The 7,177-nt window shown below is 36.8% G+C and carries 9 protein-coding genes; 6 read left to right on the forward strand and 3 right to left on the reverse strand.

What is annotated here, in order from left to right:
* Positions 1-77: 77 nt before the first annotated feature.
* The 3 genes from dprA to CWS31_RS09225 all read left to right on the forward strand — a co-directional run bounded on the left by dprA (position 78) and on the right by CWS31_RS09225 (position 2,522).
* A complete protein-coding gene (gene dprA, locus CWS31_RS09215; RefSeq protein WP_101344923.1) occupies positions 78-1,298 on the forward strand; it encodes a DNA-processing protein DprA in 1,221 nt (406 codons plus the stop codon).
* An 18-nt stretch (positions 1,299-1,316) separates the two neighbouring features.
* The gene (locus CWS31_RS09220) at positions 1,317-1,790 is read left to right on the forward strand and encodes a DUF494 family protein (protein ID WP_101344924.1); all 474 of its coding nucleotides are present in this window, start codon (positions 1,317-1,319) and stop codon (positions 1,788-1,790) included.
* Between the two features lie 168 nt (positions 1,791-1,958).
* Entirely contained in the window at positions 1,959-2,522 is a 564-nt protein-coding gene (locus tag CWS31_RS09225) for a DNA topoisomerase family protein (RefSeq protein ID WP_101344925.1), read from the forward strand.
* Positions 2,523-2,599: 77 nt separating this feature from the next.
* Here the strand turns inward: CWS31_RS09225 and CWS31_RS09230 are convergent, their stop codons facing one another.
* A complete protein-coding gene (locus tag CWS31_RS09230) occupies positions 2,600-3,757 on the reverse strand; it encodes a 5-(carboxyamino)imidazole ribonucleotide synthase (RefSeq protein WP_101344926.1) in 1,158 nt (385 codons plus the stop codon).
* Positions 3,758-3,766: 9 nt separating this feature from the next.
* Entirely contained in the window at positions 3,767-4,249 is a 483-nt protein-coding gene (gene purE, locus CWS31_RS09235) for a 5-(carboxyamino)imidazole ribonucleotide mutase (protein WP_101344927.1), read from the reverse strand.
* 198 nt (positions 4,250-4,447) lie between these two features.
* On the opposite strand from purE, the gene tsaC reads away from it, so the two are divergent.
* The 3 genes from tsaC to CWS31_RS09250 all read left to right on the forward strand — a co-directional run bounded on the left by tsaC (position 4,448) and on the right by CWS31_RS09250 (position 6,279).
* Complete coding sequence (gene tsaC / locus CWS31_RS09240) at positions 4,448-4,999, forward strand: L-threonylcarbamoyladenylate synthase type 1 TsaC (RefSeq protein WP_101344928.1); 552 nt, start codon at positions 4,448-4,450, stop codon at positions 4,997-4,999.
* A 205-nt stretch (positions 5,000-5,204) separates the two neighbouring features.
* Positions 5,205-6,038, forward strand: coding sequence for a shikimate dehydrogenase (aroE, locus tag CWS31_RS09245; RefSeq protein ID WP_101344929.1), 834 nt, complete (start codon positions 5,205-5,207; stop codon positions 6,036-6,038).
* 7 nt (positions 6,039-6,045) lie between these two features.
* Positions 6,046-6,279 carry a hypothetical protein gene (locus CWS31_RS09250; protein WP_101344930.1) on the forward strand — a complete coding sequence of 78 codons (234 nt, stop codon included), beginning with the start codon at positions 6,046-6,048 and terminating at the stop codon, positions 6,277-6,279.
* 15 nt (positions 6,280-6,294) lie between these two features.
* Here CWS31_RS09250 and CWS31_RS09255 read toward each other — a convergent pair whose 3' ends face one another.
* The gene (locus CWS31_RS09255) at positions 6,295-6,846 is read right to left on the reverse strand and encodes a gamma carbonic anhydrase family protein (RefSeq protein ID WP_101344931.1); all 552 of its coding nucleotides are present in this window, start codon (positions 6,844-6,846) and stop codon (positions 6,295-6,297) included.
* Between the last annotated feature and the right edge of the window lie 331 nt (positions 6,847-7,177).

The raw sequence follows: 7,177 nt of genomic DNA on the forward strand, positions 1-7,177 counted from the left end.
TTTTTCTACTTATCTGATTATATAGAAAGTAGAAAAAGAAAATAAAACGTAAACTTGCTCTTAAGGAGAAGACAAGTATGAGTAATAACAGTCATCCTATTGATCACCAATCAAGTCTTCAGCCAAATCAGTATTCAAGTTCTCAACGAAGCGATACGGAATACTGGTTAGCGTTAAAACTTGTCCCTCGCTTAGCAATACACAAAAAAATAGCCCTTGTTGAGACTTTTGGTTTAACCTCTCTTTTTTCTGTAGACGGTGCTGTCTCAGTACTTAGTTCAGCGAATAACTTAAGCGTAAAACAACTACTTGCGTTTCAACAGCCAGACTGGCAAAAAATCACTCAAATTATTGAAGCGAGTATTGCCTGCGATAGTATTGTTATTTGTTATGGGGATTTTGATTATCCACAATTGCTTAAAGAAATTTATGATCCGCCATTAATACTTTTTGCCCAAGGAAATCATTCAATACTTAATGCTGATCAAATCGCAGTTGTTGGTAGTCGTTCAGCTAGTGTAAGTGGTAGAGACGCGGCATTTACATTAAGCCAACAGTTGGCTTTACAACAATTTGTTATAACTAGTGGTTTAGCGCTTGGCATTGATGCTGCAGCTCATCGAGGTGCAATTACTCACCCTAACAGTACTATTGCTGTTGTTGCTACGGGATTAGATCAAGTTTACCCAGCAAGACATCGCACATTGGCGCAAGACATAATTGCAGCAGGAGGCGCTATTATAAGTGAATTTTTACCCGGCACTCTACCTAAAGCGGGGCACTTTCCCAAAAGAAACCGACTTATCAGTGGTTTAAGTTTAGGTGTTTTAGTGGTTGAGGCTGAACTAAAAAGTGGCTCATTAATTACCGCTCGTTGTGCGTTAGAACAAAATAGGGAAGTATTTGCTATTCCTAGTTCTATTGAAAATCAACAAGCTAAAGGTTGTCACTGGTTAATTAAACAAGGTGCTAAACTTGTTGAACAAGCTGCCGATATAATAGATGAGTTCGCTTTTGTTGATAAAGCTAGTCTACACTTTAGTAAGACTAATTCAGTGAATGGCGCTCAACCGTTTAAATTGGCTGTACAAGGTACATTAGACGGTGTCGTTGAAATTGAGCAAAAAGGCTTGTGTAACGATGAATTGTTGGATAATGTGGGATTTGAGATTACTCCTGTAGATAAAGTTGTTTCGCGTAGCGAACTTCCCGTAGATGAGGTGTTAACACGATTAACATTGCTTGAACTAAGTGGCTTGGTATCTGCGGTACCTGGTGGCTACATTAGAACTAAATAGAGTGTAAAGGAGCTAATTATGTTTGATATCTTAATGTATCTTTTTGAAACGTATATCCAAAATGAAGCTGAAGCCATGGTAGACCATGATTTGTTAACAGATGAGTTAACACGTGCTGGCTTTCATCAGGATGAAATATACAAAGCGTTAAATTGGTTAGAAAAGCTATCTGCTTTACAGGATACTGATGCATATCCTTACTTAACTCGTGTAGGTAGTAAATCGGTTCGCATTTATACTAACGATGAAATGCAACTGCTTGATACCAAAAGCCGTGGTTTTATCTTGTTTTTAGAGCAAGTGAATGTGCTTGATTTTACTACGCGTGAAATGGTTATTGATAGAGTAATGGAGCTTGATACTCAGTACTTCTCTATGGATGATCTTAAATGGGTTATTTTAATGGTATTATTTAATGTTCCAGGTAAAGAGTCTGCTTATTCTCAATTAGAAGATTTAATTTTTGAAGAGCAAGAAGGCCCACTGCATTAAAGGTTAATATATCACTGGTAATACTATCTTAACTATAGATAGTTTTACCATTGGATATCCTTAGTTGTAACTTAGCTTCTACTGAGTAGATGTAAATATCTGAACATATTGTTCAGGCTAATTTTATGGCATAATAGTCCCACATACGTTTTAAATGTAATTTCAATAATGTCTGCTTCAGATAAATCACTCTTTACTCATCACGAACATGCTTTAGATAAAGTAGATCAATTGTGCCCAGATTGCGGTGCAAAGCTCGCTATTAAACATGGTAAGTCGGGTGCTTTTTTAGGTTGTACTCAATACCCTAGTTGCCAATTTACTCGAGCTGTCGTTGAGCATGAGCGTGTAGAGGCTAAAATATTACCGGGAAGTGAATGTCCATTATGTGGTCATGAGTTAGCAGTTAAGCAAGGCCGTTATGGCATGTTTATTGGCTGTAGTAATTACCCAGAGTGTCATCATATAGAACACGAAACACAAGAAGTAATACAAAATGTAGTGTGCCCGAGTTGTAAATCTGGATCGCTTCAAGAAAAAACTAGTCGTTTTGGCAAGAAGTTTTATTCTTGTGACGCTTATCCCAAGTGCAAGTTTGTGGTTAATCACGAGCCGAGTGAAGGAGTCTGTGAAAAATGCCAATTTCCATTGTTACTTAAAAGAAATATGGCGGCGGGTGTAAAATATCAATGCGCAGACAAAAAATGCTCCCATATGCAGAAGAGTAATTAATCCACTTGGCATAACACAATAAAAACGCTGATTACTTTGTAGGTAATCAGCGTTTTTGTTTAAACAAATAAAATGTATTATTTAGTTTTAAGGTTATTTATATAAGCGTAAGCAAAATCAGTTAGATCAGGAAATGCATGTTTACAAAGAATACCGGCTAATTGTTGTAGGCGCTCAGCAAGTTGTTGTTCATTCTCACCACTTACATTGATATGACCCATTTTACGACCCGCGCGTTTTCCTTTGTTATACCAATGCATAGTTACACTTGGTACAGCAAGTACTTCATTAGGAACCGCGTCTTCACCGATGATATTTATCATGGCAGTAGGGCGAACCAGTTCAGTGCTACCTAAAGGTAAATCACATATGGCGCGTAAATGATTTTCAAACTGACAGGTATCAGCCCCTTGTTGAGTCCAATGACCAGAGTTATGAACGCGAGGAGCAATCTCGTTAACTAAAAGCTGCTCTCCAACCTGAAAGAATTCGATAGCTAAAACACCGACATAACCTAACTTATCTGATAATGCTTTAAAAACTGTGCCTGCCTGATTCTGTAGATTATTATCAACAGGGGCGGCTAAGGAAACGCTTAAAATTCCATTGGTATGATGATTTTCAGTTAATGGATAAACAGCAACATCACCATTAACACGACGAACACCCACTAAAGAAAGTTCGCGATCAAATGGTACCATTTGCTCAGCAACAATACCTTGTGTCTCTTTAGCAGAAGCTAAAAAATCAGCCATTTCTTGCCAAGTACTTTCGGCATCTGCAGCGGTTTTTAAACGCCATTGTCCTTTACCGTCATAACCTTCAAGCGCCGTTTTAAAAATAATAGGCAAACTTAATACTTCAAGTGCTTTATTAAAATCATTTTTATTTTTTATAAAGTGATGTTTGGCGTTTGCTGCACAACAAGACTCTAGTAATGCTTTTTCTAAACGTCTATCACCACCAATTTTAATGGCTTCACTTGTCGGAAATAATTTACCTGATTGCTCACACTCGGCAAGTACATCATGTGCAACATGCTCAAATTCAGCAGTAATTACATCAGCATTAGCAATACCTTGTTGTAAATCACCGTAAATCCGATCTGGATAAATAGGGCTAACAACTTTATCACTTCTTACATCAAATGCTTTAACATCCAAGTTTAAAGGTGTGCCCGCTAATTCCATCATTCGAGCTAATTGACCTGCGCCAAGTACGAGAACTTTATTCATGAGTTATCTTTAATCTGCTGGATTTGGGTTGGCAAGTATTGTTTCGGTTTGGTTTTTACGAAACGCTTCAATATTTTTTTGGATTTCAGGATCGAAAGTACCAATGATTTGCGCAGCAAGTAAACCTGCGTTAGCAGCACCAGCAGTCCCAATGGCTAATGTACCTACAGCAATACCTTTTGGCATTTGTACAATAGACAATAAGGAATCTTGACCACTAAGCGCTTTAGACTGGACAGGAACACCAAGCACAGGTAAGCATGTATAAGCGGCAGTCATACCTGGTAAGTGAGCAGCGCCACCAGCACCGCCAATAATAACTTTGATACCTCGGTCTTTCGCACTTTCAGCATATTCAGCTAACAAATGAGGAGTACGGTGCGCAGAAACAACTTTGGTTTCATACTTAACGCCTAATAAATCAAGCATTTCTGCTGCATGTTGCATTGTTGGCCAATCAGATTTTGACCCCATGATGATGCCCACTGTCATGAATTTATGCCCTTTAAATAGAATTGAATATTCTTCTATTACGAAGAAATTAAAAAATAAGCCTGTAATTATAACCTTGTTTGAGCAAATACGGAATGGTGAACTTTTCTCTTGATAAATTTAGGCATTTATTAGGCATTTATTAAATGAGTTTGATAATATTAACAGGTCTGTAATTATTAACTAAATGAGTTGCCCGTGACCGAGAAAAATGTAGTTGATGTATTTATCCAAGGTGGGATCATTGCTTATCCTACTGAAGCTGTTTTTGGTTTAGGCTGCGATCCAGATAATGAAGCAGCACTGAGCCGTTTATTAGAACTTAAACAAAGACCTGCTGAAAAAGGACTTATTTTACTAGCGGGTAACTACGCACAATTACTGCCTTATATTGATGTAAGTAAAATTCCACCAGAAAAATTAAGTTTAATATTATCACGGTGGCCAGATGGTATTACGCAGCTAGTACCTAAAAATAAAAACTTATCGCCATTGTTATCTGGGCAATTTGATTCTATTGCGGTGAGAATTACTAGTCAGCCTGATGTAGTGTTACTTTGTGAACAAGCGAATAAACCTATTGTATCTACTAGTGCCAATTTATCTGGTCAAGAGCCAGCTAAAACCTGGGAAAGCTTGGATAAAACCTTAATTGAGCAGGTTGACTTTATTATTAAAGGTAATACATTAGGGCATACATCACCGTCAAAAATAATTGATGCATTAACGGATGCACTAATAAGAGCGTAAATAGTGACTCATACCAATTTAAAAAATTAAACGTACTGTTCTTGAATATTTTCCCTAATTAAAAATTGATCGGTTAATTAATTCGATTGATATCAATATAAATTAAGGATAATAACTCAGCAAAGATGTTTTATTTCGGGTAAATGAAAATTCAGTGAACCTGTCACTATTACATCTCCTTTTAGCTAAAACGACGACCCAAACCATGACCCAACAAAATATAGAACAATACCTTGTTTACGGTAATCCAATAAAACAGTCTCGCTCACCAGACATACATAAAATATTTGCCGATGAAAATAATATCGCGATTGATTACCAAAAGCAGTTAGTAGCACTTGGAGACTTTAAAACCGCAGTAAAAATTTTTATTGCCCAAGGTGGCAAAGGCGCAAATGTTACCGCACCTTTTAAGGAAGATGCATTGAAATTAGCAGACACCTTAACAGAGAGAGCATCATTAGCTGGTGCAGTAAATACTCTTACTTTTAAAGAAGGTAAAATATATGGCGATAACACTGACGGTGAAGGGTTAGTTCAAGACTTACTGCACAATAATGTTACGCTCAAACAGAGTCGAATATTGATACTTGGTGCCGGTGGTGCGGTTAGAGGTGTACTTTTACCGTTGTTAGCGCAAGATCCTAAAAGCATAACCATTGCAAATAGAACCGTAAGTAAAGCTGAAGCACTTTGTGAAAACTTTAATGATGAACGGTTAACTGCTTGTGGTTTTGATGAACTTGCAGATCAAACCTTTGATGTTATTATTAATGCAACATCTGCTAGTTTATCTGGAGACTTACCGCCAATACCAACATCAGTCATTACTAATGATATTGCCTGTTACGATATGGTTTACGGTAAAGATGACACGCCATTTATTAAATGGGCAAAAGCGCAAGGCGCAAGAAAAACGATTGATGGTTTAGGTATGTTAGTTGGGCAGGCAGCGGTAAGCTTTTCAGTTTGGCATAAGATTATGCCTGATATACACTCTGTTATTGAGCAATTAAGAAAAGCTATTCAACAAGGCTAGGCTGATTATGAACCAAGCAATTTTGTTTAATGACGATTTAACTTTTGACAATGAGCAAGATGCTTGGTGCTTTACAGCATTAGTTTCAGGTCAATCTATAATTGTTTATTTTCATTCAATGCAATTAAAACAATTATCTGAAATTAGTAGTTGTACTAAATTTGATTTAGAAGAAGTTGTTGAACTCTGGCTCGAAAAAAATGAGCCAGAGGGAAATGAAATTCATATAGAAATGCGCTAAATAATATGATTACAACTAATTATTAACTAATTCTGCAAGGTAGTCGTCTTTAAGTTCAGTATAGTTAATTGCTGATTGTTTTAAAAAAGCACTTTCACTTTCTTTTAACGGACGTGCTTTTTTCATAGGGTTTCCAACATATAAAAAACCACTCTCCAATATTTTATTGGGTGGTACTAAAGTACCGGCGCCAATAAATACATCATCTTGAACTATCGCTCCATCCATAATAATTGCTCCCATACCAACAAGTATTCTATTGCCTAGAGTACAACCATGTAGCATACATAAATGACCAATGGTCACATCCTCACCAATAATGAGTGGATATCCGTCAGGGTTATTCTTACTTTTACGGGTTACATGTAAAATGCTGCCATCTTGTACATTAGTGCGCGCACCGATATTAATCGTATTTACATCACCTCGAGCGGCAACAAGTGGCCAAATACTTACATCTTCAGATAAAGTAATATCGCCAATGAGAATTGCTGAATCATCTACATAACTATTCTCACCGATCTTAGGAGTAACACCCTTATATGAGCGAAGTTTGGGAATTAACATAATGGTACCTATTGATATTTAGCATTTACAAAGATTGTTATTAACACTAAAAATAACATAGGCAGCCAATAAAAGCAGCAATCCGGACAATCAAAGCAATGAAGAATAATCTAGTGATATTATCAAGGTAACTAAAGGTAGGATTAATAATGACCATTTAGAGTTAAACGCGTACAGCGGTTGAGTAAAAATAAAGCAAGGTAAAAAAAACAACCTTTTTTTAAAGAAAAGTGTTGACCAATAAATTAAAGTCTCTAAAATGCGCATCCAGTTCCGAGGGGTTCACGCAAAATGAATCATCAAGAGCTTGTTTTACTAAGTTATCTACTCG

The organism is Colwellia echini (assembly GCF_002843355.2).
GTDB classification, from domain to species: Bacteria; Pseudomonadota; Gammaproteobacteria; order Enterobacterales; family Alteromonadaceae; genus Colwellia; species Colwellia echini.